This is a genomic window from Microcoleus sp. N9_A1 (assembly GCF_036701795.1).
Taxonomy (GTDB): Bacteria; Cyanobacteriota; Cyanobacteriia; order Cyanobacteriales; family Microcoleaceae; genus Microcoleus.
The window spans coordinates 1-2,247 of record NZ_JAUBRI010000168.1 but is presented as its reverse complement, the minus strand read 5'-3'; the positions used below and the strand labels follow the sequence as shown (position 1 = coordinate 2,247).

5 protein-coding genes are annotated in these 2,247 nt (G+C 47.4%); all 5 read right to left on the bottom strand.

Translation table 11 applies throughout. From position 1 onward, the window contains the following. Positions 1–88: 88 nt before the first annotated feature. Positions 89–430 (bottom strand): hypothetical protein, encoded by a 342-nt coding sequence (locus QUA58_RS31160; protein WP_333397987.1) that lies wholly within the window; start codon positions 428–430, stop codon positions 89–91. A 2-nt stretch (positions 431–432) separates the two neighbouring features. After that, positions 433–816: a hypothetical protein gene (locus tag QUA58_RS31155; protein WP_333397986.1), complete on the bottom strand. Its 384-nt coding sequence runs from the start codon at positions 814–816 to the stop codon at positions 433–435. 10 nt (positions 817–826) lie between these two features. Beyond that, positions 827–1,138, bottom strand: a complete 312-nt coding sequence (locus QUA58_RS31150) for a hypothetical protein (RefSeq protein ID WP_333397984.1) — start codon at positions 1,136–1,138, stop codon at positions 827–829. A 63-nt stretch (positions 1,139–1,201) separates the two neighbouring features. After that, positions 1,202–1,681: a hypothetical protein gene (locus QUA58_RS31145; RefSeq protein ID WP_333397983.1), complete on the bottom strand. Its 480-nt coding sequence runs from the start codon at positions 1,679–1,681 to the stop codon at positions 1,202–1,204. A gap of 125 nt (positions 1,682–1,806) precedes the next feature. Further along, entirely contained in the window at positions 1,807–2,214 is a 408-nt protein-coding gene (tnpA, locus tag QUA58_RS31140; RefSeq protein ID WP_333397982.1) for an IS200/IS605 family transposase, read from the bottom strand. Positions 2,215–2,247: the final 33 nt, after the last annotated feature.

Sequence of the window (2,247 nt, the reverse complement as noted above, 5' to 3'; positions counted from 1 at the left end):
ATCCAATCGCCGGGTTTGTAAAAACTGCCGATTTCTCCAGCAGCCGTGTCAAAGAGTGAAAGTTGAGCGTTAACCATTGCGTTTTAGCTCATCTTGTAATGAGATATTCATGAACCAACTCGAAGCTCCAGGGCTCGCGCACCTCTTCTCCCCAATTGCCTATCTCGTTTGCGAGTGCGGGATTCCACACAATTACTTTTGATGCAATTCTGACGAATCGCCGCAACATTAAAAATAATTCTCCAAGCACGATCGCCCTTACAAGTCGATAGGTACAGAGGACGGCTGCGGCGATGTTTTCCCAAGTGCTGAAAATTTCGTTAGTATCTTCCCACCACATTCTTTCGAGTTCTTCAGAATTGCAATTTTGCTGGTGCTGGATTTGTTTGTCAGTCGTGTTCCAGTCAAAGCGGTAAAGTTCGCAAAGCATGGTTAATCAGTCCTTTCATTGTGTTTGGTGAAGGTTTCTTCTACTTCCACAAGTTGCAAGTTTGGAAATATGCAGCGAAGCTTGTCATTGATGTACTGCAATTCCCACTCCTCTATCTGGAGTTCCGGTTCACCGGGACAGTGAACGCTGGTTTTAGTGAAATCGACTTCCCGCTGCTTGAGGTTTCTCTCGCAGATTTTGATGTACTCGTTAATCAGACCGGTGAATTCAATAAATGTGTGGCAGTTAGTGGCGATCGCTTCGCGGTAGTAATTGTTTGAGGCCGCCTTCATCGCCTCCAATATTTCCTCTGGGGTCTGAGGAGAATCTGGGAGTTGCTTCCTGGCCCCTCCCAATAAAGTCACTGCTTCCTCTTTCGTCAACATTAATCTTCCTCTAAGCGGTTATCTTTTCGGGCTCCATCAAATCCCACCCCTGGTTTAGCAGGGCGAAGGAGTGAGGACTCGTTAGGAATAGCCTTTGCAGTTTCATCCCGCCCAGTAGGGCTGCCTTTGTTACTGGCCCTAAGTTTTCAGCTTGGGGTGAGATTTGTAGCATCTGAGCGGCCACTATAAGCGCGTGGATTTCGTACCCGCTCAAGTACCCGCTTGAAGGCAGTTGCAAATTTTCAAAGTTTGCTAGCTCGCGCGCGCTTTCCTTTAAATCGGGTTCTTTCGTTTCTTCTGAATCTATGTCTAAATCTTCCATGTCTATTTACTGTCTAGTGGTTGCATAGCAGCCGATCGCACTTCACGACAAATCGGCTAATTCCTACATATCGAGTTCAAAACCTTCGCTCTCCAAATTCCGCTGGAGTTGGTACATCATCGCAGCACCGGCGGCCAAAGTTTTGGGGTCAATATCTTCATCGCCCGCCATAACTTCCGCTCTCTTGTAGCCAGTGCAGCGGCAACCGAGGTTTTGCAGAAATCTGTCGCAGAATTCCTCGCACTGCTGCCAAGGTTCTTCCTCGGTTCCATCTGGCACTAAGATGTCGGCTTCTGGGTTCCAGCCGAGTTCCAGCACTTTGTAAGTTTCAGAATCTTCGCTAAACAGGTTTTGCAGTTGCCGGGCTGTTTCGATCGCAATCTTGGTAAAAGCATTGTCAACAATGCCGGGGTGGCGGCTCGCCAGTTGGATATGGCTGATGATGGCGATGGCTGCCAGCGGTGGAAGTTCTACAGTTGCCGACGGCAAATCTTGCAGCGCGTTGACTTCATCGGCGTATTTCTTTAGGTCGGGATAGTTCATACTGGCCACTGCCTCTCCTTTGGGTAGTCACTCATAAAAATTCATACGGGATGCGGGAAACTCAGCGGCTTTAGCCCTGAGAGGTAAGCGACACGGGGGACTTCAGTCCCCGTGTCGCTTACCTCTTAATTAGCTGAATGATGCGGATCTTCTATGTATTTCTTCACAATTTCACTACTAATATTACCTGCGGTACTAACAAAATAGCTGCTCGTCCACAAGGACGGCAGCTTTTTCAGTTCTGGAAACTCAGCTCTTAAATGATGACTAGAACGTCCTTTGAATGCCTTAATTACTAGCGCAGGAGTATCCACCGGGTTGACCGCGACGAACAAATATACGTGATCTGGTGCCACTTCTAAGGCTAGAATATCCCAACCTTTCTCAATTGAGAGTGCTAAAAATATCTCTCGCAGCCTAGTTGCTATATCTGCGACCAAAACTTTCTTGCGACGTTTGGGAATGAAGACGAAGTGGTAGTTAAGCAAAAACTTGAGGTGGTTGTGGGTTTTGTACTCGGGAAGAGGCAACATAAAGTTTTGTTGTTATAGCTGGACTTATCCACT